Consider the following 21,815-nt stretch of genomic DNA (forward strand, 5'->3'; position numbering starts at 1 on the left):
TTTATCTGCTATATAATAAGGGGCCGTTGGTGTCTGTCTCGTCTCGATGACACTGCTGGATACAGTCCGACCGTCGAGCCGGGACGGCGATGTGACCGTGCTGGTGACCGGTGCCGGTACCTTCGGCGCTTCGGGTATCATCAAGGCGATTCGCCGGGCCGACGCGTTCGACGCCCACATCGTCGGCGTCGATACGGATCCGGACGCCTACGGCTTCAGCCTCGTCGACACGGCGGAGACGGTCCCCGCCGGCGACGCCGACGCGTTCGTCTCCGAGCTGCGTTCGGTCGCGCGCCGCGAGAACGCCGACGTGATTTTCCCCCTCAACGCGGCGGAAGTCGAGGCCCTCTCCGAGGCGAAGCCCGCCTTCGAGAGCGAGGGTATCGAAGTGATGGCCGTCTCGCCCCAGTCGCTCTCGATTACCAGAGACAAAGGGCGGCTGTACGACGAACTCGTCAAGCAGGCCCATCCGATGGCACCCGAGTTCTACCGCGTCTCCTCGTTCGACGAGTTTCTCGACGCGGTCCACGCGCTCGGCTACCCCGACCGCCGCGTCTGCTTCAAGCCCCCCGTCAGCAACGACAGGCGCTGCTTTCGCGTCCTCGACCCGGACATGGACCGGTTCAACGCGCTGTTGAACCAGAAACCGAACAGCACCGTGACGACGCTGGACGACGTGCTTCCCGTCCTCCAGGAGACAGTCCAGTTCCCCGAACTCATCGTGATGGAGCATCTCCCCGGCGAGGAGTACACCGTGGACGCCCTCGTCCGGGACGACGAGACGCCGGTTCTCGTCTCACGGTCGCACGCCGCGACCTGCGACGACACCTCGTTCGTCGGCACCGTCGAAAAGGACCCGGAGCTCCTCCGGGACACGCACGAGCTCTGTTCGCTCTTCGGGTTGGAGTACAACGCCACGTTCCGGTTCAAATACACCGCCGACGGGACGCCGAAACTCGTCGACGTCCACCCGCGAATCTCCCGGTCGGTCACCGCTTCGGTCGGTGCGGGAGCCAACATCCCCGCGCTCAGCGTGCAGTACGCGATGGACCGTGAGCTTCCCGAACTCGACATCGAGTGGGGAACCCACGTGACCCGCGACTGGCAGGACGTGTTTTACGGCCCCAATACGGACCCGACCACAATCTGACGGACTTCCTTCGACACAACTCTCAGCTCATACATGACGATGCTCTCATCGATATTCGACCGATTGCGACGAGTCGAGCTCGACGTGCTCGCGGCGGGCCTCGGGGTCGTGCTCGCGCTCGCGTTGTTCCCGCTGCGGTTCCTCTCGTCGCAGATTTTCATCGTGACGCTCCCGATACTCCTCGGCGTCGGCAGTCTCCTCTATCTCGCGGCCGCCCGCGGGAGGGGGACCACGGACGGCCTCCCGACGCTCGCGCCGTCGCTCGTGCGACTCATCTCGGCCGGCGTCTTCTTCGGCCTCGCCGTCATGGTCGTCCTCGCAGTCGTTCAGGGCGAACGAAGCGTCCTGTTCATGGACGTCGGCGGCGTCGTCGGCGCGCTCCTCCTCGGGCAGATACTGCTCGCCCCGGACGACGAACTGCGGCCGAGCGTCTTCCTCGCGGAGATTCTCGTGTACTCGTTCGTCGTCCGATTCGCCGCGCTCTACACCGCGCCGGGTTACATCGGAATCGACATCTGGTCGCACACGACGTTCGTCCAGATGATTCTTCGGGCGGACTCGCTGTCCGCCATCAACGACATCAAGTACTACGCGTCGCCGCTGTTCCACCTTCTCACGGCGGCGTCGACGCACCTCCTCGACCTGTCGCTTCGGAACGCGCTGTACCTCTCGGTCGGCGTCGCGATGCCGCTCGTCCCGATTTTAGTCTACGGAACCGCGCGACTGCTCGTCCCGCTCCGGTGGGCGCTCGCCGCCGGCGCGCTGTACGCGATGGGCGACCAGGTCGTCCGCTGGGGCATCCACCTCATCCCGACGAGCCTCGGACTGCTGTTTTTCCTCGCGTGTCTGTACTGCCTCGTGCGGATAACCCACGCCAGCGAGCGGTGGCGCGACTTCGGCCTGCTCGTCCTGTTCAGCACCGCCGTCATCCTCACCCACCAGGTGTCGTCGTTCATCATGTTGGTGCTCCTCTTCGCGGGGTTCGTCGCGCAGGTGTTGCTCCGGTTCGACTTCTTCACCGAGGACCCCGACCCGCTTTCGTTCTCGGGCGGCGGCTCCACCCCGGTGAACCTCGCGGGGCTCGTCGGGTTCAACCTCGGACTCATCGTCTTCACGTGGTCGCTGACGCCGTACCAGGGCGACACCTTCCTCGAAACGGTCATCAACTACCTCGTGTTGAACCTGTTCAACGCCGGGTTCCTCCAGGGCGTGGGCGGTAGCGGCGGGTCTGCCGGCGCGTCCGGTGCGGCCGGTTCGGCCGGTCAGACGTTCCTCTCGCAGCTCTCGACGTACGTCACCGAAGCCGGGTTCCTCATGCTCGTCTTCGCGGGTCTCATCGGGTGTCTCACGGTGCTCAACCGCTCGCGGGCGACGCAGACGACGTACACGTTCGTCGGCGCTATCGTGGCGATGCTGTTCGTCGTGCTCGGGCTGCCGCTCGTCGGTATCGAGAGCTTCGTCCCCGGTCGCTGGTTCGCGTACCTCTACGCCCTCCTCGCCATCATCGGCGTCCTCGGGTTCCGACACCTCGCGAACCGGACCTCGCTCAAGGTGGTCGGCGTCATCCTGCTCCTGTTCGTGCTCGTCTACCCGAACGTGATGCTCATGTCGAACGACGGCGCGATGGACAGCCCCGCGTTCCCGGACCAGCACGAACGGCTCTCGTACACCGAACAGGAACTCGCCGCCATCGACACGTACGAGTCGGCCCGCTCGTCGCAACGGGGCGGCGAACTCTACACCGACCTGCCGTACGGGACGGTCTGGGAGCGGACGAACGCGTATCCGGCCGAACCGTTACCGGCCGAAGAGGGCAGGCCGGTCCCGCAGGGGATAACGGCCTATCGGGAGTACCAATCGCAGAGCGCCTCGTACTTCCCGAACGAACGGGACGTGGCCACGAACCTCGACCCGTCGAAGACCGAGGTCTGTCCGCCGACGACCAACTACGTCTACGCGAACGGCGAGGTAACCATCTGTTCGCTCCCCGGCGCTAACTGACCGTCCGGATCGCCGTCGTTCTTTTTTGTCGCGGTGTTCGCGTCGGGTGTTCTCGTTGTGACGCGGGCGGTGAAGCGGTACGTCTCGGGATTTCGTGAAGAGCTGTTTTAGCGGCCTTGAAAAGGCTACACAGGTCGGTTGAACTTCTTCAGTGGGTGTTCTTGTCCTGTGCCGTCACGCGATTCGAGAGCACACAAAGCATACGGCGGAACGAGTAACATATCTATCAGAATGCGACGATTGTCCCTCCAGACGCTCGTGGCCGTGTGCCTCGTCGTCTTTGCCGGGTGTGCAACGACTGGGCAGACAACGACTACTGCATCGCCAACAGCTACGACACAGGCAGCGACAGCGACAACCACGGCAACCACGACAGCCCCGGCCACCACACAACCGACAACTGTCCCGCGAGCCGAACGCGTGCCGTTCGTCCTTGAGAACGAAGCTCATTCGAGCAAGAGCGTCCACCTCGTAATCAGCAACGAGTCGACCGTAGTCTACAACGACACGGTCGACCTCGATGCGGGGGCAAAGCGCCACGTGGCTACGCTGACCGGTCAGGAGAACACCTACGACGTCACGGCCACGATGAACGGGAGTTCCTTCGAGAGACCCGTTACTCTCAACGCCGGACTCCTCCAGAGCGGAATCACAATCAACGAATCCGAGGAGTTCGAATACAGCTACGTAATCAACTGATTCTCGCGGAAATCACTGGTGGTGGGCGTGCATCTCCGTCAACGAGCTATCTGCGTCTCACAGCGACCGGACGGCCTCACACCGAAAAATCGGACCGCGGCAGCGCCGGGAAGAACTAGAACGCGTCGTCGTCGTCCGACTCGGTCGTCTCGTTGGTTTCGAACGTCGTCGAACTGTTGTTCGCCGCGCCACTCTCGTTTCCGCCGGCCGACGACCCGAACGAGGTGCCGTTCTCAGTCGAGTTCCCGCCGAACGTGGAGTTGTTCTCGGTCGTCGTTCCGCCGAACGTCGACCCGCCGTTCGCGACCCGTTCGAGCTGTTCCCTCGTCGCTTCGGGGTCGACCGTCGGTGCCGTCACCCCGCCGTCGGAGGCGACTCGGGGGACGGTCGTGATGTCGAGTTCGGCCGCGCTGTCGGCGGACAGCTGGACGCTCTGGGCGTACGCGCGCGACCGAATCGCCCGCCGAATCTGGTCGATGCCGTTCGCGTCCGCCGCCTCGGCGAATCGGACGAGATTTTCGGTCGTCGCCCAGTCGCGACGCTCCTGCGGCTGGTTCGCGAAGACGTAGGAGAAGTACGTCCAGAACGACTCGGGGTCGATGTTCCAGACCGCGAGCCCGGCTTCGCTCGCACGGGGCGCGTCCGGCCCGAGGTACGGCTCGCCGTCCATGTACGCCACGTTCCGGAACTCGATGGAGAGGTCGCCGGTCGCGACGAAGTCCTCGACCAACCCGCCGAACTGCCGTCGCACGAACTCCTGGGTGTACGGGCACTTCCAGCTCCCGTAAACGGTCACCGTCGTGTCGGCCGTTCCGATGGTCGGATACCGCGCGTCGGTCTGCAACGACGGGAGCGCGCCCGTCTGGAGCTCGAACGACGGGTCGGACACCGTCTTCGGACGCATCTCGACGGACGCGTTCGCGTCGGTCTCGTTGCCCGCGGCCGTCCGCGTCTCGGGCTGCGCGGTCGTCGTCTGCTGTTCCGGCTGCCCCGCCGGCGTGTCCGCCCCGCCGGTGTTCGCCTCCTTGGCGAAGCTCGCACAACCGCTCAGCGAGGCGATGGCCGCGACGCCGGATAGTTTGAGAATACTCCGTCTGTCTGTCTCTCGGTCAACCATACTCCACACCTGGGCGTGAACGGCATTATTATCGGCCGTGTAAGGCGTTCCGGCGCTCGCTCTGTGGCCTGTTCGGTGCCTAATTCGTCGTTCGACCCGCCGATGCCACGTTTCCGAGAAACCGCACGACAGCGACGCGCTTGCTTCGGTTGTGGAGTCGCCGCCGTCCCTTAGCGCGTCTATAGTAATGGCCGCTTCTCCGTATCGTGGTTTCACGGACAGCCCAAGCCGCTGACCCCACAAACCATGACACATCAGAAACAACATCGGGGGGAGTCGAACAGTTCCGCCCCGTCCGCCCTGAACCGACCACAGCCAACGACGACCGGGACCGCGCGTGTCTCGCAGTCCTCGGAGGGACGCTAACATGTGCGGAATCATCGCTCACGTCGGTGAGAAGCGGGCTATCAGCCCGCTCGTGACCGGACTCGAGAAACTGGAGTACCGCGGCTACGACTCCGCCGGTATCGCGGTGAAAAACGGCTCGGGACTCGACGTGTGGAAGTGCTCGGGGCAGGTTTCCGACCTCAAGGACACCATCGACGGGGTCGAATCGAGCGCGACCCTCGGTATCGGCCACACGCGATGGAGCACCCACGGGCCGCCGACCGACGAGAACGCGCACCCGCATACGAACCAGACGAATCAGGTCGCCGCGGTCCACAACGGCATCATCGAGAACTACGCGACGCTCAAAGAGTCCCTCGAAGCGGAGGGATTCGAGTTCACGAGCGACACCGACACCGAGGTCATTCCGAACCTCGTCAGCCACTACCTCGACCGCGGAAACGAGCCGCTGGCGGCGTTCGAGCGCGCGGTCGACGCGCTCGAAGGGAGCTACGCCATCGCGGTCGTCGTCGACGGCAACGACTCCATCTACGCCGCCCGCCAGGGGTCGCCGCTCGTCCTCGGCGTCGACGAGAACAGCTACTATCTCGCCAGCGACGTGCCCGCCTTCCTCGACCACACGCGAAACGTCGTCTACCTCGAAGACGGCGACACCGTCGAGGTCCGCGCCGACGGCGTCGACATCACCGACGAGGACGACGAGACGGTGCGGCGCGAAGTCGAGACGGTCGACTGGAACCCCGACGAGACCGGAAAGGGGCAGTTCGACCACTTCATGCTCAAGGAGATTCACACGCAACCGACCTCGCTCCAGAAGACGCTCGAAGGGCGTCTCGACCCGGAGGCGGGCGATATCGACCTCGACATCGAGACCGACCTCTCGGACGTCGACTCCGTCCAACTCGTCGGTTGTGGCACATCGTACCACGCCGCGCTGTTCGGTGCGAGCCTCCTGAACCGCTGTGACGTTCCGGCGCGCGCGATTCGCGCGAGCGAGTACGACCTGACGACGGGGTCGCTGACGGACAACACGCTGTTCATCGCGGTCACCCAGAGCGGCGAGACGGCGGACACGCTCAGCGCGCTTCGGCAGGTCAACGAGGAGGGCGTCGAGACGCTCGCGGTGACGAACGTCGTGCAGTCGACCGCCGCCCGCGAGGCCGACGAACCGATTTACATCCGCGCCGGCCCCGAAATCGGCGTGGCCGCCACGAAGACGTTCTCGTCGCAGGCGGCGGTGCTCACGCTTCTCAGCCAGCACCTCTCCGACATCGTCGACTCCGGCGTTCCCGCCGACAACCTCGACCGGCTCGTCTCCGATATGGCCGAACTCCCCGACGCCGTCGAACAGGTGCTCCAGACGAGCGACGCCAAGCGGCTCGCGCGCGAGTACCTCGACATGAACGCGTACTTCTTCATCGGCCGCGGGCTCGGCTGTTCGGTGGCCAAGGAGGGCGCGCTCAAGTTCAAGGAGATCACCTACGAGCACGCGGAGGGGTTCGCGTCCGGCGAACTCAAACACGGCCCGCTGGCGCTCGTCACCGACCGAACGCCCATCTTCGCGGTCTGTACTGACGGCAGCGGCAAGACGGTGACAAACGCCGAGGAGGCGAAGACCCGCGGTGCGCCCATCGTCGCCCTCGGTCCGTCGGACCATCAGATAATGGACACCGCGGACGAACAGCTCTACGTTCCCGACAGGCATCCCGTCTGTGCGAACCTCCTCGCGAACGTCCAGCTGCAGCTCCTGTCGTACTACTGCGCGACCGAGTTGGACCGCGAGATAGACAAGCCGCGAAACCTCGCGAAGAGTGTCACGGTCGAATAACCTCACGGAGACCAGCCACCCACAATGAACAAAGAACTGTTTGGCGTCCTCGACGACGACGGGGCCTTCGACGACCTCGCGTCTCGTTCGAGCTTCGACTGGGTCGCCGACGGCGAGCGCGCGACCGTCGCTATCCGCGACCCCGCACTCGGGTTCCCGGGACGCTCATCGACGTATCGAGACGAGCGAGGGAGCTGTATCGTCTGGGGCGAGGCGTTCTCCCCCGACGACGTTTCGACCCCGACCGCGGAGTACGCCTTCGAACGGTACGCCGCGGTCGGAGCCGACGCGTTCGGTGAACTCAACGGGTCGTTCCTCGTGTTCGTCGAACTCGACGGCGACGCGGTAGTCGCCTCGGACCCCGCCCGCACGTGGCAGTGTTTCTACACCGACACGCCCGACGGGCGGGTGTTCGGCACGAACCCACAGCGCGTCCTCTCGGCGGCAACCGGGCTGGAAGTCGACACCCGCGGCCTCCTCGAATACATCCACATGGGGGTCGTCGTCGACGAGCGGACGGTCTACAGCCGACTCAGCTGTATCCCGTTCGACGGCTACTTCACCGCCGACGAGTCGGGGACGCTCTCCCGGTTCGTCTACGACCCCGCCGACCCAGACGAGTTCGACTACGTCGACGAGCTCGCGGCGCGCCTCGAACGGGCGATAGCCCGCCGGTCGAACTTCCCCGGCAAACAGGGCGTGCTCCTGAGCGGCGGCTACGACTCGCGGGCAATCGTCGCCCAGCACCCCGACATCGACGTCTGTTACACGCTCGGCGCGGCCGACCACCCCGAAGTCGAAGTCGCCCGGAACATCGCGAACCAGTACGGTGCCGACCACGAGACGCTCGTCCCCGACGACGACTACATCAACGTCGACGAGGAGGTCATCGAGTACTCGCTCGGCACGCGCGAGTCGGTCCACGTCCACCACGCGGGCTGCGACGAAACGATGGACGCCGACACCGTCTTTCACGGACTGCTCTTCGACACGTTCCTCCGCGGACATTTCCTCCCACAGAACGTCGTCGAAGTGTTCGGTAATCGGTTCCCGTTGCAGGGTCTGGACCCCGACCCGGACCCCGCCGAGGTGCTGTCGTCGAAGTTCGGCTACCACCCGGCGTGCGACCACGTCTTCCCCGAGTGTTACGACGAGTTCGACACGAGCATGGAGTTCATCGACGACGTCGTCGACGAGCAACTCGACAAGTGGTCGGACCGATACGACAACGTCTACGACAGCATCGAACTCATCGGAATCCAAAACCAGCCGTCGGTCCCGTTCCACTTCGAGCTATCGGACAACTACATCGAGTCGTTCGTCGCCGCCGACGCCGAACTCATCGACTGGCACCTGAAGACCCCGCCCGAAAAGCGCAACACGAACACGATGATGGCGGCGATGCGGAAACTCAACCCGGATATCTTCCGCCACCGGCCGCCGGACAGACCGCACAACTCGTTCAGGAAGAACCAAATCGAGAAGTTCGTCCGCCGGAAAGTCCCCGGTATCGAGCCGTTCAGTTCGCCGTGGCCCGACATGGAGGCGCAGTACGACCGGAACGAACTCGACCGCAAACTGTTCCCCGGCTACCCGAGCATCCACGAGCTTCCGGTCAGGGTCAAGCTCCGAATCAACGACATCACCACGTGGATGAACGCCGCGGACGACGACAGCGTCCTCACCCCCAACGACGTGCTGTGTCCGCCGGTGCGGATGCTCACCGACTCCTGAACTCCGCAGCTCTTCTTCCCGTCAGTCCGTCTCGACGACGCGCCCGCCGGCCCCGCAGTCGCCCCATCCAGACATCGACACCTGCGGGTGTCGGTGTCGGTGTCGGTGTCGGTGCCGGCATCGACAGCGCGTGACCTACGGGAGTAAACGAGCGGAAAAAGAGCGACCCGTCGCGTTATCGGTCGGTCGACACGGTCTCGCCGGGCATGGTACGAGCGCCTTCGGAGAGTTTCACCCCGGCGTTGAGCGCCGTGTTGATGCCGGTCTTCGCGTCGTCGCCGACGACCGCGCCGAACTTTCGGCGGCCGGTCGAGACACGTTCGCCTTTGACCGTCACGGAGACGGCCTCGCCGTCGTGGCGGAGGTTGGCGACGTTCGTCCCCGCGCCGAGGTTGACGCGGCGGCCGACGACGCTGTCGCCGACGTACGAGAGGTGGCCGACGCTCGTCTCCGCGAGGAGGACGCTGTTTTTGATTTCGACGGCGTGGCCGACGTGGACGTCGGGTCCGACGAACGTGCACCCGCGAACGTACGCGTTCGGTCCGACCGTCGCGCCCGCCGAGATGTAGGCGGGTCCCTCGACGACGGAGCCGTCTCTGACGGTCGCCCCCTCCTCGACGACCACGTCGCCTTGGACCGTGGCGTCGTCGCTCACGTCGCCGTCGACGCGGCGGTCGAACGTTCCGAGCTTCCACTCGTTGGCTTCGAGGAGCTCCCACGGGCGTCCAACGTCCATCCAGCGGTCGAGCGTCACCGGAGAGACGTTGAACCGGTCGATGACCCGGTCGAGAACGTCGGTGAGTTCGCGCTCGCCGCGCTCGCTCAGCGGGACGTCGAGCATGTCGCGGGCCTCGGCGGGAAACACGTACGCGCCGGCGTTGACGAGGTCGTTCTGCGGGGCGTCGGGTTTCTCGACGATTTCCGCCACCGCGCCGTCGCTGACGTTCAACACGCCGTAGTTGGAGGGGTTCGGGACGCGGACCGACGCGATGCTCGGTGCCGCGTCGAACAGGGCGTCGATTCCGGCGGGGTCGTAGAGGTTGTCGCCGTAGAGGACGGCGAACGCGCCGTCGATGTGCTCCTTGGCTGCGCGAACCGCGTCTGCGGTCCCCTGCTGTTCGTCCTGTTCGACGTACGAGACCGGGACGCCGCGGTAGGACGAGCCGAAGTGCTCGCGCACCGTCTCTTGGCCGTAACCGACGACCATGACGAGTTCGTCGGCACCGGCTTCGACCGCCGCCGCGGCGGTGTGGCCGACGATTGGCCGTCCGGCCACGGTCAGCATCGGTTTCGGAACCTCGTTCGACAGCGGGCGCATTCGCGTGCCGCGTCCGGCCGCCAGTAGAATCGCTTGCATACCCCGCCGTAGTCGAACGACGGGCGTTATTATACGCGAGATAAGCGGTCGTTGTCGGCGGTTTTCGGCGAGTTCGTCGCGTTAGGCGCGTCGTAGCCGGTCACCCGTGGTAGACGCCGTGTTGCCAGAGCAGGTCGCGGGCGACGGCGACTTCCCACGTTACGGCGTCTTCGAGGGTCGTCCCCTTGCGGGTCGTCTCGACGATGTAGCCGGGGAGGTGCAGGTCGCCGTACACCTTGTGGATGAAGAGCGGACGAGAGCCGTCGAGGGAGTTCCCGCAGTCGAAGTCGTAGTACGACGGGTACTCCGAGGGGTCGATGTACTGCTCGTTGACGTAGTCGCACGCGCTTGCGGCGTTCATCGGGGTCGCGCGAGTCGGGAAGACCGCCTGGCCGACTTTTCCGTCGTGCTTGTAGATGCCGCTGGAGCTGTGAAGGTCGACGACGACGTCGGGGTCGTGCGAGACGAGTTCGTCCCAGAGCGCCCGCGCGAGCCGGGACGTGGGTTCCGCTCCGGTGGGGAACTGTCGGTTCAGGTCGCCGTCTTCGGTGTACCGCGCCCCGATACTGATTGCGGGCGCGTTCGCGTAGGGGACGACGACGAGCTTGCCGCCGGTCGGGCGGAGATGCCTGAGTTGGTCCGCCGCGCGGTAGCCCTGCGGCTCCTCGCCGTGGATACCGCCGACGACGAACGCCGTCGGGCCGGGCTTTCCGGAGTCGATGACGTGGACGGGCGTCTCGTAGTTCGTTCCCGGAAGGAGCGAGTGGGTGCGTACCGACCCCGCGTTGACCCGGTCGAGACGGGTCCGAACCCAGCCGAGGATGTCGCCGTAGTTTCCGTCCTTGTGGTCTCGAAGCAGGCGAACTCGCGGCACGCCCGAGATGCCGTAGCGGCCGGCCTCGTCGGTCGCCGAGCGGACGAGGCTGTCGTAGCGGTCTTCGTAGGCGCGGTTGGCGATTTTCGTGATGTTTCGGACACCCGCGAGGTCCATGTAGGATTCCAACCGAGCGTGGGTGTACGTCTTGGTCGTGAAGTTCCAGAACATGAACTCGAAGAACCGCCAGAAGTTCTCCGGTTCGACGTCCCAGACGCCGTGGGCGGCGCGGGCGGCGCGGGCTTCGCCCTCGTCGTCGCCGACGAGGTAGGTGTCGATGGCGTCGGGCTTGTACGAGAGGAGTCGGACTTCGAGGTTGAGGTCGCCCGTCAGGACGTACTCGCGGACGACGTCTTCGAGGTTGTGCTGAACGAAGTACTGCGAGGAGCCCGACAGGAAGTTCACGTAGACGACGAGCGTCGGGTTCGAATCGTCGGTGCCCATCGTCGGGTAGAGTCGGTCACTGAGGTACGGTGCGGTTCCGACGACGCCCGGCGAGAACCCCGCTGCGGCGTTCCGAGTTCCGACAGTTCCGAGCAGCGCGAGTCCGCCGGCGGCGGTGAGGAAGGTGCGACGAGTAAATTCCGCGTTCATTTGTATCCGATTTACTGAACGTCATAAAACGGAGAAACACCGTGCCTTCACATATCCAGTCTTTTTATATCCATGCGGACAACTACCGCACTGAATTCGGCTGATTTGTGGGCGTGTCACCCATTCGCTGGCCACCCAATTTCGATACTCCAATTCTACGCGGGAGCGAAGTTGCCTCTCCGGTCGCGTCACTCGGTGGTGAACCTGAGCGTGTAACCGAAGTAGCGTTCGTCGTACCGGAGGAACCGACGTTCGAGGTCCGGGTCGACCCCCCGGTTCAGGTACGGACGGGGCCGATTCGAGACTCGACGAGCGCCAGCGCCTCGTCGAACAGCCGGTCGGTCGCCGCTTCCGTCCGACCTTCGGCGGTGACTCGCACGAGCGGTTGCGTTCCGCTCGCCCGGACGAGGAACCACCCGTCGTCGGTCTCGACGCGGAGCCCGTCGCGGTCGTCGATGTCGTCGTACTCCTCGCGCACCGCCGCTTCGACGCGTTCGAGGACGCCCGCTTTGTCGCTCGTCTCGACGCTCTCGCGGCGAAGCGGGTAGGCGTCGATATCGTCCACGAGGTCGGCCAACGGGCCGCGCCGCGAGACGAACTCGACGAGTTTGCACGCCGCGAGCGGGCCGTCGGGACAGGGCGTCTCGTCGGCCCAAATCCACGCCCCGGAGGGCTCGCCGCCGAAGACGACGCCCGGCTCGGCGCACCGCTCGGCGACGAACACGTCGCCCACGCGCGTCCGGACCACGTCCGCGCCGACGGTCGCGACCGCGTCGTCGACGGCGAGGCTCGTGTTCACCGGAACGGCGATTCGGTCGCCTTCTGACGCGGCCTCGCGCCCGAACAGGGCGAGGAGCGCGTCGCCGTCGACGAAGTTCCCGTCGCCGTCGACGGCCATCATCCGGTCTGCGTCCCCGTCGTGGGCGATACCGAGGTCCGCGTCGGTCGCGGCGACGTGGGACTTGAGCCCGCGAAGCGTCTCGTCGGTCGGTTCGCTCGGGCGGGCGGGGAATCGACCGTCGCGCTGGCCGTTGAGCGTCGACACCGTACAGCCGAGGTCCGAGAGCGCGTCCGCCGTGAGCCGTCCCGTTCCGTTGCCGATGTCGACGACGACCGAACAGGGGTTTTCGAGGTCGACGCTCGATTTGAGCGCGTCGCGGTGGCGGTTTTCGATGCTTCGGTGTCGCTCGGTTCCGACGCCGTCCCACGCGGCGAGTTCGTAGTCCTCGTCATCGATACGGCGCTCGATGGCGGCGCGCTGGGCCGAATCGAACGCCCGGCCGGACGCGGTCCAGAGCTTCACGCCGTTGTCGGTCGGCGGGTTGTGCGAGGCGGTGATGACGGCACCGGCGTCGGCGTCGAACCACTCGACGGCGCGGGCGATAGACGGCGTCGGCAGGGTTCCGAGTCGGAGTACGTCGATTCCGCACTCCAGAAGCCCGGCGACGAGTGCGTGTTCGAGCATCGTTCCGCTTTCGCGCGCGTCGCGACCGACGACGACGCGCCCGGAGACCTCGCTACCGAGCGCCCTTCCGATACAGAGCGCCACTTCAGCCGTCACGTCTTCGCCGACGGCACCGCGAACGCCGCTCGTTCCAAACATACTCCGCACGTGGGCGGCGGGGTTCCTTACTATGGGATGAGTAAGGAACCGCTGGGTCGGGGCGTTCGCTCCCGAGAGGGCGCAGTTGGCGGGTCGGCTATCGCCCGGCGTCCGCTGGTCGGCAGTCGCGGAACGATGGCGCGTTCGTCCGGGTCCGCGTGGTTTCGCGCGTTCGAGCGGTCGGAGCGACCCCCGTTTATGATGTGTCTATTCGCGCGGTCGCCGTCGGTGCTGAGAGCGAACTCCGAGAAACGACCGTTTCACACGTTCTAGGGGTTCTTTAGAACCACAACTATCTCCGAAGTTCATGTAGGGTGCGCCCGTGGCATCCCCTATGTGCGTACACGAATTAACCGCGATTCAACGCGATTTGCTGTTCGTTGTGCGAGGAATGAGCGACTCCTCTGGACAGACCATCAAGACCGAACTCGAAAAGACGCAGGGGCGCGACCTGCTCACGGGCCGCGTGTACACGAACCTGAACGAACTCGTCGACAAAGACCTCGTCCACAAAGGGAGCAAGAACGGACGGACCAACGAGTACTCGCTGACCGACGAGGGCCGCGAAGCGGTCGAGACGCGCCGCCGCTGGGAGAAGCGGTATCTCAAGCAGACCGCGTGAACGGCGGTTTAGCGGCACGATACGCCCGTCACTCGTAGCCCGCCTTTCCACGCGAGTAAGGGTGCACAGCGCTTACTCTGTATATAATAAACCACTACTGGTCAGTACGGATGGGTGATGACAGAACGACAGTCGAGCCGCAGACGGTTCCTTCAGTTGACCGGTGCAGCGACGATTGCCGGGCTCGCGGGCTGTTCGAGCGGGTCCCCCGAATCGACGCCGTCCACGTCGACCCAGACGACCACCGCGAACGCGACGCAGACGACGACGCAAACGACGACGGCCGCGCCCGAAGACCGGATGCGAGGACCCCGCGAGGGCGACGACCTACCGCAAGACCCCAAACCTTCGGACGGCTACCCGCCTGAGTTCGACACCGTGCCGGAAGAGCGGTCTATCGACACGAGCTCCTACGATACGCTCACGCGAGAGGTGCACGACGTGACCGTCGAAGTTCCGCTCGTTCCCATCGAGGACGCGTACTACTGGTACGCGCGCGGGGAGGCGCGCTTCGTCGACGCCCGCAGCGAGACCGGATACGAGGTCTCCCACGTCTTCGGCTCCGTGCTCAGCCCCGCACCGGACGGGCGGACGCTCGACCCCACGGACGACTGGAACGAGGCGGACCGCGTGGTGACCTACTGCCACTGCCCGCACCACCTGTCGTCGCTCCGGGCGGCGATGCTGCTCGCGACCGGCTTCGAGAACGTGTACGCCATCGACGAGGGATACCAGGCGTGGCTCGACCGCAACTACCCGCTTGCGGGGTCCGACACGAGCCGGGATTACACGGTTCGGACTATCGAAGGCGAGACGAGCCGCCTCGACGCCGGTGAGACGGCGTGGGCGTTCCACCCGCAGACCGACCAGGTCGAAGCGACCGAAATCGAATCCGACGGCTCGTACACGCTCGAACTGAAGTTCGTACAGGTCGACGCCCAGAGCACGATTCAGGTCGAGACGCCGAGCTATGCCATTCAGGCCCCGCTGGGCGAGCTGACGAGCGGAACTGTCACGGCAGACACGGGAACGCCGGCCGAGCAGACGAAGGCCACTTCGAACTCCACGAACGGGACGACGAACGGTACTGCCACGAACGATACCGCGACGAACGACTCGTTCTCGCTGAACTGGCGAATCTGACCGGTCAGCTACCGGGAGAACATCGAACACCGACCCCTCGCTGATTCTGTGAGCTCCGATTTCGAGTGAGAGACGAGAAGTATCCGAAAATTGTCTATATTTGTTGCGTCGTTGTCGGCAGGAGACAACGAGGATTAGCAATTTGTCGGTTATTCTCCGAGAGTAGAGGATAAACCATATAGCGCGATACAAAATTTATCATTCGCGGCTCGACCCTCTAGGCAGTCTACGACGACGTGCTCCCATGCGGCTCGAAGGGCGGCACGCGGCGAGTGAGATGCCAGAGCGCACACCCAAGACTATCCCTCTCGTCGTGGAACGAATCACTCATGCAACCGTATCTACCGACGCCTCATCTCGGAGACGCTGCCGACGAGTTGCTGTCGAGCGGTCACCTGTGGCTCCGTGAGTACGTCGCTGGTCTCCGGTTGCGGTTTCAGATGGAACCGTCGGGGCGTCTACTGTTCGGCGACCGAGACCGAGTCTTCGACGACGTGCCTCCGCCGTACGAATCCGCCGTTCGGCACGTTCGAGAGCGGTTCGACCGCGACGCGTTCCACGACGCGGTCGACGAGCCGGGAGCGTACGTCTTCTTCGGCGTGGCACCGTGCAATGTCGGTATCGACTACGACTGGGAGCGAATCCCGGCATTTCTCGGCTGGACCATCTGGAGCGGGGCCAAGGAGCGACTGCTCCCCATCGACAAAGCCGAGCAGGTGTTCGAACGCCTGGGTCTGACGCCGCTGAACACCTTCCAGAAGGAACTGAACGTCCGGGATTTCCACCCGGAGCGACTCGACATCCCCGAATCAGCGTGGTACGCCGGACCCGCCGCGGGTGTCGTCATCGAGAACCGACGCGGTGGACGCGCACTCGTCGAAGACACCGCCGTCGACGAGAGACGCGACCACGAGCCGATACGAGGCGAGCCAGCGGAACTCGCCGACGACCTCGTCACCGACGCCCGAGTCGGCCGCGCCGTCGAAACGTCCCAATCGCCCACGACCGCCGAGGTTCACGCACGCGTGTTCGAGAGTATCGTCCGCGAGGAGTACCTTCGACTCGACAACGGCCGCGTCGATTGGGAGGCGTTGCGGTCCGCAGTCGGGTCGGTCGTCGCCGAGAAACGCGGTAAGTCGGCCGATTACTGAGTTGTCAGTCTCCTCTCCGAACCCGGTCTTCTCTTAATCGTCGGGGAAAGCGGCCTCACTCACAACCTGAAGCGCTGCTCACTAGTTCGACTGACTGGCTATGTGGCCGACCTCGTGGGCCGCGCCGAGCCGAGACTCGGCGCTTAGGAGTTGCGGTCGGCAAAACCATAGCGGGAGGTAGATTTGAACGACGCGAATCTCGCTCCGCTCGATTCTCTGGTTCAAACTACCTGTTGCGATTATCACGGAAGACGGGCCGCCGCAGCGCGATGAAACGCGCTGCTTGGGGTGTAGTTTTCAGGAGAATAGCGGGAGGTAGATTTGAACTACCGATCTCCGGGTTATGAGCCCGGCGGAATCTCCTGGCTATCCCATCCCGCTACTACATCGAACTCGATTGCTAGTGGTAAGGCTTCTGTTTCGGATACGGAGTGTCAATTCATTTTGATTTAGGTTCCGGTACCTGCGGGAGACTTCGGACTTCTCGTGAGTTCTTTTTGCGCCCGAACCAGAGGCGCGGCGGTCGCATCGCGACTCGTTGAAAGAGAGCTATATACCGGCTGATTTTGAAGTACACTAACGGTGACACATCCAGACGAGAGCGAGTCCGTCGTAGCGTGGACCGCGGGGATGGCTGGCCTTCGAGAACTCCCGTGGCGTGTCGCGTTCAACGGCATCGATTTCGGCTGCGTGTTGTGGTGGTCGGTATTTGGCGTCGTCCCGGCCGCTCTCCTGACTTTCGGCGCGCTCGCCGGTGACCGCGCCCCGTTCGTGTACAGTATGTACTGCGCGGTGGTACTGACGGCAGTCCTCCAGAGTTCGGAACGGTTCATCGGTATGAGCGTCGCGCTCGACGGTGACGCCGGCGAACTCGAAAGCACCTACCACATGGGTGACCCCTCGCTGTTTCGGAGCGACGAGGACGTGACGATCTCACTCGCGGACGTTGAAACTGCCCGGTTCGTGACCATCGGGAACCGGACTGCGGTCCGGCTGTACTACGAGAAATCGTTCGTCAACAAGCCCTCGATGTTTCTCGTCCCGGACGAGGTCGAATCCCAGTTCCGCGAGGCACTTCGACGATACGACGTTTCGATTTCCGCTGACTCGGCGCTGAAGTCGGCCGACCGGGTGTGGGGGCGGTTCGCCGTGACCGCTCTCTTTCTGGGTGCGATTCCGCTCGGTACGGTCTTCGTCTGGCCCGCCGGTTCGGTGCCGTTTCTACTCGCCGTGTTCGGACACGCCGCGTTCGTACTGCGGCAAGGGTGGTGACGCCTTGGAGTCGTTCTGGCGCGGACGTACTCAAGGGAAAAGCGATAGTAAGTCGAGGAGAGCCTGTTTCACCCGCTCGTTCGAGACCACAAGTCCGACCGCGAACATGAGCCAGACGACGACACCGACCGCGACCGACGTTGCAACGCCCGAATCGGCAGGGCCGAACACGTAGACGATTCCCGCGGCTCCAAGACCACTCAGCGTGACGAACAACCAGTTTCGCCGTGGCGTCCATCGACTCGTCTCCATCAAACTACCCCTCGTGTCAGTAAGAACAAAATATTTGCCACCGAACCGGTCGGCCCGAAACCAGAGTCGCCGTTTCGCGAGGTCCTTCCGAATTGGTCGGCCGCTCGGTGCTCTCTCCGGGACTCTCACCCGGTGACACCGACGTCACCTGCTTTCGGTCACGTCGCCGAGAAGGTATATAGATTCGACGCGTAGGTGCGTGCGTAATGAAAGTCGGCTCCGAGACGAAGCTCTACAAGGCGGAGCGAACCGACGTCTCCCAGAATCAGGGGAAGTTCCGGACCCACTTCAACTTCCCCGGGCGCGCCCTCCCGGACCACGCGGACCACGGCTACGGCCCGCTCGCGACCATCGTCGAGTCGTTCATGGACCCCGACACCCACATCGCGATGCATCCCCACCGCGACGAGGAAATCATCTCGTGGGTGCCCGCCGGCGTGATGCGCCACGGCGACCAAGACGGAAACGACCTCGTCACCGACGCCGACCACCTGATGGTGATGAACGCGGGCGAGACGTTCTGGCACGAGGAGTTCACCCGGGCGGACGACCCACCGCTGCGGATGCTCCAGATGTTCGTCCGGCCCCACAGCCTCGGGCTGGAGCCGAACATCCAACACGAGCCCATCGACGCCCCCGTCGAGGGCGAGTGGCGGCACCTGTTCGGTCCCGAGGGCTCCGACGCGCCGCTTTTCGTCCGCAACGAGGTCGACCTCTTCGACCTCCGCCTCGACGCCGGGTCGAGCGCCGACCTCCCCGACGTCGAGGGCCGGGACGCGTATTTCTACGTGTTCGACGGCGCGGTCGAGGCCGCGGGCACGCGCTTCGGGAAGACCGAAAGCGGCCTGCTCGTCGACGACGACGGGCTGACGCTCACCGCCGACGAGGACGCCACCGTCGTCGCGTTCCTGATCGACCCCGACGCGCCCGTCACCCGACAGGGAACCATCGGCCGCTGACCGTCCTCTCGCACTACTGCATATAGGTCACCGTACCAACGCCGCCGCCACCGTCGCCCTCTATCCACCCATTCACCGAGACAAGCCACCCAATTCGATGCTCACAGACACCGCCGGAATCCACCACGTCACGGGAATCGTCCGCGACGCGCAGGCGAACGTCGACTTCTACGCGACGACGCTCGGTCTGCGCCTCGTCAAGCAGACGGTGAACTTCAACGAGAAGTTCACGCGCCACCTGTTCTACGGCGACGAGACCGGCTCGCCCGGAACGGCCCTGACGTTCTTCCCGTATCCGGCCGAGGAGCCGGGACGCCCCGGCACGCCCCAGATTCGAACCGCGTCGCTGGTGATTCCCCCCGACGCCGTCGACTACTGGCTCGACCGCCTCGCCGACCGCGGCGTCGAAGTCGACGGCCCGTTCGAGCGGTTCGGCGAGACCGTCCTCCGGTTTTCGGACCCCGACGGGACCGACCTCGAACTCGTCACCGGCGAGTCGTCGGTCGAACCGTGGTTCGACGGCCCGGTTCCCGCCGAGCGCGCGATTCGGGGCATCTACGGCGTCACGCTCCACTCGACGAACCCCTTCGTGACCGCCAGCGTGCTCGATACGCTCGGGTTCGACCTCGTCGAACAGGAGGGCGACCGCGTCCGCTACCGAGCGCCGGGCGACCGCGCGACCGTCGTGGACCTCCTCGATAGGGACGGCGAGTTCGGCCGCGAGGGCGCGGGGAGCATCCACCACGTCGCGGTCCGCGTCGAGGACGAAGCCCAGCTGTACGAGTGGCACGACCTGTTCCGCGAGCGCGGCTACGACGTGTCGCGGGTGAAAGACAGACACGTGTTCCACTCGCTGTACGTCCGCGAACCGGGCGGTATCCTGTTCGAACTCGCGACCGACGGCCCCGGTCTCACGTTCGACGCTGACCCGGAGACGCTCGGTCAGTCGCTGTACCTCCCGCCGTGGCTGGAGGAGGACCGCGAGATGATAGAAAGCCAACTGCGCCCGCTCGACCTCCCGGTTGGCGTCGGAGGCGACGAGGCCGTCGGAGGCGCTGAGGACAACGACGGCGTCGGATCCAGTCGCGACGACGGACTGAACTGATGTCCCGCCGCCCAACAGCGCCCCGGTCCGCGACCGACCCCCACGAGGGGCAGGAGATTGCGACCGCGGGAGCGCCCCCGCAGGTCGCCGACGCGGCGGTCGTCCTGCTTCACGGCCGCGGGTCGAAGGCGCGGCACGTCCTCACCCTCGTCGACGAGTTCCTCCACCGGGGCGTGATGTACCTCGCGCCGCAGGCCGCCGGGAGTTCGTGGTATCCGGCACCGGCCACCAGTCCCATCGAGCGAAACGAACCGTGGCTCACCTCCGCGCTCGGTCGGGTGTCGGCCGCGCTCGACATCGCCGCCGACGCCGGGATTCCGCCCGAAGGAGTCGTCTTCTTCGGGTTCTCGCAGGGCGCGTGTCTCGCCGCCGAGTTCGCGGTTCGAAACCCACGTCGGTACGGCGGTCTCGTCGCGCTCTCGGGGAGTCTCCTCGGTCCCGACCTCGGGAATCGGACCCACGACGGCTACGACGACGGCGACCAGAACGGTCACAGCAGCGATGACGACCTCGACGGCACGCCGGCCTTCTTCGGGAGCGGTCGCGACGACCCTCGCGTCGACCCCGAGCGAGTCGAGGCGTCGGCCCGAGTCCTCGCGGCACTCGGGGCCGACGCGACGAGCCGGCTGTACGAGGGGCTGGGACACGCCATCAACGACGACGAGATTCGGGTCATCGACTCGTTCATCGAGCGACTCGGCTAGCGAGACAGGCGAGTCTCCGGAGTCTCGGCGAAGAAAAAACGAGAACGCGAAGTCGCGAAGTCGCAGTCGGAAAGTACGACCGCGGGGTTGCGATTAGACGTCGTCGATGAGGGAGCCGTAGACGGACTCGGCGTCGGCGGGCACGTCGAAGTCGTGGTAGTGCTCGCCCTTCTCTTTCGAGAGGATGTTGAGGGCGGCGGCCGCGCCGTCTCCGGCGGAGATGACGGCCTGCCACTCCTCGGCGCGGACCATCGCGCCCGTGGCGTAGGCGTCCTCGACGCTCGTCTCCATCGTCACGCCCACGTCGACGAGGTCGTCGTCGAACGCACAGCCGAGCGACTCCGCGAGGTCGCGGTTCGCGCCCGTGGCGAGCACGACGTAGTCGGCCTCGTACTCGCCGTCGTCGGTCGTGACCACGAAGCCGTCGTCGCTCTCGCTCACGTCGGTGACTTCCTCGCCCTGGTGGCGTTCGGCGTCGAAGTGGTCGACCTGCGTGCGGAGCGTCTCCATGTAGTCCGAACCGTCGATGGAGCCGATTCCGGGGTAGTTGAACAGATGCGCCTTGTGCATCCACGTCTTGTCGGTGTCGAAGACCGTCGTGGAGAGCCCGTTCTTCGCGGCGAAGAGGGAGGTTGTCAGACCAGCGGGACCGCCGCCGATGACGATTACGTCTGCCATGTTCCATGCACTAGCGTACTGGATAAAGAACCCCAGCAAAGCGGATATTTTGTAGTACTCTCGATTACGCGCTATCGCGGTTCATTCGTCTAACTGCGACTCGGCGAACGAGACGGCGAACTGGTCGCGCATCTCTCGGCGGAGCATCTCGCTCATCACCTCGTAGACGACCGGTTGCGGGTATTTCTCCAGCAACCCGGCGAGTTCGACGGCGCAGTCGGACTTCAGGGCGGCAAATTCGGCAGTCCACGGTGGATTACTATTACTCATTAACCGCACATTCTTTCCCGCGTAGTTATGAATTTTGCTTGAAACAAACGAGAACGGTCGATGGTGTTAGTCGCACCGCTCGCCGGAACACGTGCTGGACGGTCGGTAGAAGGGTGCCGGTCTGGCGGGACGAACTCGCCCCGCCGGATGCCCTGTGTTGGGCACCCTTTCACGGTAACCCGTGGTGGTCGCGCGGGAAACGGTGGGTTCGTTCTGTTACGCTACGTTACTCGAAGAGTTCGACGGCTTGGTCGTAGCGGGCGGCGGGCTCGTCCCAGTCGACGACCTCGAAGAACGCGGAGACGAAGTCGCCGCGGGCCGGGCCGTAGTCGTGGTAGTAGGAGTGTTCCCAGA

Annotated in this window: 20 protein-coding genes and 1 tRNA gene; 12 read left to right on the plus strand and 9 right to left on the minus strand. The window is 64.9% G+C overall.

The features are described from left to right. Nucleotides 1–91 precede the first annotated feature (91 nt). From C5C07_RS18915 to C5C07_RS18925, 3 genes are all read left to right on the plus strand, one after another. Complete coding sequence (locus C5C07_RS18915; RefSeq protein ID WP_004977876.1) at nt 92–1,150, plus strand: ATP-grasp domain-containing protein; 1,059 nt, start codon at nt 92–94, stop codon at nt 1,148–1,150. A 33-nt stretch (nt 1,151–1,183) separates the two neighbouring features. Next, nucleotides 1,184–3,151, plus strand: coding sequence for a glycosyltransferase family 39 protein (locus C5C07_RS18920; RefSeq protein ID WP_115805814.1), 1,968 nt, complete (start codon nt 1,184–1,186; stop codon nt 3,149–3,151). 420 nt (nt 3,152–3,571) lie between these two features. Next, nucleotides 3,572–3,850, plus strand: coding sequence for a hypothetical protein (locus tag C5C07_RS18925; protein ID WP_115805831.1), 279 nt, complete (start codon nt 3,572–3,574; stop codon nt 3,848–3,850). Between the two features lie 115 nt (nt 3,851–3,965). Here the strand turns inward: C5C07_RS18925 and C5C07_RS18930 are convergent, their stop codons facing one another. Beyond that, entirely contained in the window at nt 3,966–4,967 is a 1,002-nt protein-coding gene (locus C5C07_RS18930; RefSeq protein WP_115805815.1) for a thioredoxin domain-containing protein, read from the minus strand. A gap of 367 nt (nt 4,968–5,334) precedes the next feature. Here C5C07_RS18930 and glmS point away from each other — a divergent pair, with 367 nt between their 5' ends. Beyond that, on the plus strand, nt 5,335–7,143 hold the full coding sequence (glmS, locus tag C5C07_RS18935; RefSeq protein WP_050460247.1) for a glutamine--fructose-6-phosphate transaminase (isomerizing): 1,809 nt from the start codon (nt 5,335–5,337) through the stop codon (nt 7,141–7,143). A 24-nt stretch (nt 7,144–7,167) separates the two neighbouring features. Next, nucleotides 7,168–8,877 carry an asparagine synthase-related protein gene (locus tag C5C07_RS18940; protein ID WP_115805816.1) on the plus strand — a complete coding sequence of 570 codons (1,710 nt, stop codon included), beginning with the start codon at nt 7,168–7,170 and terminating at the stop codon, nt 8,875–8,877. Between the two features lie 175 nt (nt 8,878–9,052). On the opposite strand, the gene glmU is transcribed toward C5C07_RS18940, so the two are convergent. From glmU to glmM, 3 genes are all read right to left on the minus strand, one after another. Continuing rightward, nucleotides 9,053–10,234 (minus strand): bifunctional sugar-1-phosphate nucleotidylyltransferase/acetyltransferase, encoded by a 1,182-nt coding sequence (glmU, locus tag C5C07_RS18945; RefSeq protein WP_004977869.1) that lies wholly within the window; start codon nt 10,232–10,234, stop codon nt 9,053–9,055. Nucleotides 10,235–10,334: 100 nt separating this feature from the next. Continuing rightward, nucleotides 10,335–11,702 (minus strand): succinylglutamate desuccinylase/aspartoacylase family protein, encoded by a 1,368-nt coding sequence (locus C5C07_RS18950; protein ID WP_050460249.1) that lies wholly within the window; start codon nt 11,700–11,702, stop codon nt 10,335–10,337. A gap of 277 nt (nt 11,703–11,979) precedes the next feature. Beyond that, nucleotides 11,980–13,305, minus strand: a complete 1,326-nt coding sequence (gene glmM / locus C5C07_RS18955) for a phosphoglucosamine mutase (RefSeq protein WP_115805817.1) — start codon at nt 13,303–13,305, stop codon at nt 11,980–11,982. Nucleotides 13,306–13,696: 391 nt separating this feature from the next. Between glmM and C5C07_RS18960 the strand changes: the two genes are divergently transcribed. The 3 genes from C5C07_RS18960 to C5C07_RS18970 all read left to right on the plus strand — a co-directional run bounded on the left by C5C07_RS18960 (nt 13,697) and on the right by C5C07_RS18970 (nt 16,221). Beyond that, the gene (locus C5C07_RS18960; RefSeq protein ID WP_004977866.1) at nt 13,697–13,927 is read left to right on the plus strand and encodes a helix-turn-helix transcriptional regulator; all 231 of its coding nucleotides are present in this window, start codon (nt 13,697–13,699) and stop codon (nt 13,925–13,927) included. Nucleotides 13,928–14,044: 117 nt separating this feature from the next. Next, on the plus strand, nt 14,045–15,070 hold the full coding sequence (locus tag C5C07_RS18965; RefSeq protein WP_004977865.1) for a rhodanese-like domain-containing protein: 1,026 nt from the start codon (nt 14,045–14,047) through the stop codon (nt 15,068–15,070). 440 nt (nt 15,071–15,510) lie between these two features. Continuing rightward, nucleotides 15,511–16,221 carry a hypothetical protein gene (locus tag C5C07_RS18970; RefSeq protein ID WP_115805818.1) on the plus strand — a complete coding sequence of 237 codons (711 nt, stop codon included), beginning with the start codon at nt 15,511–15,513 and terminating at the stop codon, nt 16,219–16,221. 306 nt (nt 16,222–16,527) lie between these two features. Here C5C07_RS18970 and C5C07_RS18975 read toward each other — a convergent pair. Next, nucleotides 16,528–16,602, minus strand: a tRNA-Met gene (locus tag C5C07_RS18975). A 249-nt stretch (nt 16,603–16,851) separates the two neighbouring features. Here C5C07_RS18975 and C5C07_RS18980 point away from each other — a divergent pair. Beyond that, nucleotides 16,852–17,493, plus strand: coding sequence for a hypothetical protein (locus C5C07_RS18980; RefSeq protein ID WP_115805819.1), 642 nt, complete (start codon nt 16,852–16,854; stop codon nt 17,491–17,493). A gap of 30 nt (nt 17,494–17,523) precedes the next feature. On the opposite strand, the gene C5C07_RS18985 is transcribed toward C5C07_RS18980, so the two are convergent. After that, complete coding sequence (locus C5C07_RS18985) at nt 17,524–17,745, minus strand: hypothetical protein (RefSeq protein WP_115805820.1); 222 nt, start codon at nt 17,743–17,745, stop codon at nt 17,524–17,526. Nucleotides 17,746–17,951: 206 nt separating this feature from the next. Between C5C07_RS18985 and C5C07_RS18990 the strand changes: the two genes are divergently transcribed. The 3 genes from C5C07_RS18990 (at nt 17,952) to C5C07_RS19000 (ending at nt 20,513) form a co-directional block, all read left to right on the plus strand. Continuing rightward, nucleotides 17,952–18,704 carry a pirin family protein gene (locus C5C07_RS18990; RefSeq protein WP_115805821.1) on the plus strand — a complete coding sequence of 251 codons (753 nt, stop codon included), beginning with the start codon at nt 17,952–17,954 and terminating at the stop codon, nt 18,702–18,704. A 97-nt stretch (nt 18,705–18,801) separates the two neighbouring features. Then, nucleotides 18,802–19,809: a ring-cleaving dioxygenase gene (locus tag C5C07_RS18995; RefSeq protein ID WP_115805822.1), complete on the plus strand. Its 1,008-nt coding sequence runs from the start codon at nt 18,802–18,804 to the stop codon at nt 19,807–19,809. Then, nucleotides 19,809–20,513, plus strand: coding sequence for an alpha/beta hydrolase (locus C5C07_RS19000; RefSeq protein ID WP_115805823.1), 705 nt, complete (start codon nt 19,809–19,811; stop codon nt 20,511–20,513). Before C5C07_RS18995 ends, C5C07_RS19000 begins: the two co-directional genes overlap by 1 nt. Nucleotides 20,514–20,606: 93 nt before the next feature. Here C5C07_RS19000 and C5C07_RS19005 read toward each other — a convergent pair whose 3' ends face one another. From C5C07_RS19005 to C5C07_RS19015, 3 genes are all read right to left on the minus strand, one after another. Next, entirely contained in the window at nt 20,607–21,191 is a 585-nt protein-coding gene (locus tag C5C07_RS19005) for an NAD(P)/FAD-dependent oxidoreductase (RefSeq protein WP_004978409.1), read from the minus strand. 81 nt (nt 21,192–21,272) lie between these two features. Further along, complete coding sequence (locus C5C07_RS19010; RefSeq protein ID WP_050460255.1) at nt 21,273–21,461, minus strand: hypothetical protein; 189 nt, start codon at nt 21,459–21,461, stop codon at nt 21,273–21,275. 226 nt (nt 21,462–21,687) lie between these two features. Further along, a partial coding sequence (locus tag C5C07_RS19015) for a Fe-Mn family superoxide dismutase (RefSeq protein ID WP_233510459.1) occupies nt 21,688–21,815 on the minus strand: 128 nt, incomplete at its 5' end.

The organism is Haloferax sp. Atlit-4N, from assembly GCF_003383025.1.
In the GTDB taxonomy this organism is placed as follows: Archaea; Halobacteriota; Halobacteria; order Halobacteriales; family Haloferacaceae; genus Haloferax; species Haloferax gibbonsii.

What these genes read in the sequence shown, in the direction of transcription:
- C5C07_RS18970 (WP_115805818.1), top strand. Translation starts at nt 15,511, where the DNA reads ATGGAACCGTCGGGGCGTCTACTGTTCGGCGACCGAGACCGAGTCTTC.
- C5C07_RS18960 (WP_004977866.1), top strand. Translation starts at nt 13,697, where the DNA reads ATGAGCGACTCCTCTGGACAGACCATCAAGACCGAACTCGAAAAGACG.
- C5C07_RS18950 (WP_050460249.1), bottom strand. Translation starts at nt 11,702, where the DNA reads ATGAACGCGGAATTTACTCGTCGCACCTTCCTCACCGCCGCCGGCGGA.
- glmU (WP_004977869.1), bottom strand. Translation starts at nt 10,234, where the DNA reads ATGCAAGCGATTCTACTGGCGGCCGGACGCGGCACGCGAATGCGCCCG.
- C5C07_RS19005 (WP_004978409.1), bottom strand. Translation starts at nt 21,191, where the DNA reads ATGGCAGACGTAATCGTCATCGGCGGCGGTCCCGCTGGTCTGACAACC.
- C5C07_RS18965 (WP_004977865.1), top strand. Translation starts at nt 14,045, where the DNA reads ATGACAGAACGACAGTCGAGCCGCAGACGGTTCCTTCAGTTGACCGGT.
- C5C07_RS19000 (WP_115805823.1), top strand. Translation starts at nt 19,809, where the DNA reads ATGTCCCGCCGCCCAACAGCGCCCCGGTCCGCGACCGACCCCCACGAG.
- glmS (WP_050460247.1), top strand. Translation starts at nt 5,335, where the DNA reads ATGTGCGGAATCATCGCTCACGTCGGTGAGAAGCGGGCTATCAGCCCG.
- C5C07_RS18985 (WP_115805820.1), bottom strand. Translation starts at nt 17,745, where the DNA reads ATGGAGACGAGTCGATGGACGCCACGGCGAAACTGGTTGTTCGTCACG.
- C5C07_RS18995 (WP_115805822.1), top strand. Translation starts at nt 18,802, where the DNA reads ATGCTCACAGACACCGCCGGAATCCACCACGTCACGGGAATCGTCCGC.
- C5C07_RS18980 (WP_115805819.1), top strand. Translation starts at nt 16,852, where the DNA reads ATGGCTGGCCTTCGAGAACTCCCGTGGCGTGTCGCGTTCAACGGCATC.
- C5C07_RS19010 (WP_050460255.1), bottom strand. Translation starts at nt 21,461, where the DNA reads ATGAGTAATAGTAATCCACCGTGGACTGCCGAATTTGCCGCCCTGAAG.
- C5C07_RS18940 (WP_115805816.1), top strand. Translation starts at nt 7,168, where the DNA reads ATGAACAAAGAACTGTTTGGCGTCCTCGACGACGACGGGGCCTTCGAC.
- C5C07_RS18920 (WP_115805814.1), top strand. Translation starts at nt 1,184, where the DNA reads ATGACGATGCTCTCATCGATATTCGACCGATTGCGACGAGTCGAGCTC.
- C5C07_RS18930 (WP_115805815.1), bottom strand. Translation starts at nt 4,967, where the DNA reads ATGGTTGACCGAGAGACAGACAGACGGAGTATTCTCAAACTATCCGGC.
- glmM (WP_115805817.1), bottom strand. Translation starts at nt 13,305, where the DNA reads ATGTTTGGAACGAGCGGCGTTCGCGGTGCCGTCGGCGAAGACGTGACG.
- C5C07_RS18990 (WP_115805821.1), top strand. Translation starts at nt 17,952, where the DNA reads ATGAAAGTCGGCTCCGAGACGAAGCTCTACAAGGCGGAGCGAACCGAC.